General features: G+C 52.2%; 1 protein-coding gene. It reads left to right on the top strand.

What is annotated here, in order from left to right; all coding sequences use genetic code 11:
* Positions 1 to 446, top strand: a 446-nt coding sequence (gene bioD / locus FN960_RS23470) for a dethiobiotin synthase (RefSeq protein WP_143850764.1), incomplete at both ends; no start/stop codon positions are given.

The following is a 446-nucleotide window of genomic DNA, read 5'->3' as shown; positions in this document are numbered from 1 at the left end:
CCTCCCAGGGAAAAACGGTTGCGGGATATAAACCCGTAGCGAAGGGGAGCAAAGAGACACCCGAAGGGCTGCGTAATAAAGATGCCCTGGTGTTGCAGAGTGTTTCAACCATCGAACTGCCTTATGAAGCAGTTAATCCTATCGCGTTAAGCGAAGAAGAAAGTAGCGTGGCGCACAGTTGCCCAATCAATTACACCCTCATTTCAAACGGCCTGGCAAACCTGACCGAAAAAGTCGATCATGTCGTGGTAGAAGGGACTGGCGGCTGGCGCAGTCTGATGAATGATTTGCGTCCACTCTCTGAATGGGTAGTGCAGGAACAACTGCCGGTGTTGATGGTTGTCGGTATTCAGGAAGGTTGCATTAACCATGCACTGCTAACAGCTCAGGCGATCGCCAACGACGGGCTGCCGCTCATTGGCTGGGTGGCTAACCGAATCAACCCA

This window comes from Alkalicoccobacillus porphyridii, assembly GCF_007293315.1.
Taxonomy (GTDB): domain Bacteria; phylum Bacillota; class Bacilli; order Bacillales; family Bacillaceae_D; genus Alkalicoccobacillus; species Alkalicoccobacillus porphyridii.
The sequence above is the reverse complement of the archived record's forward strand: the minus strand, read 5'-3'. Positions and strand labels throughout refer to the sequence as shown.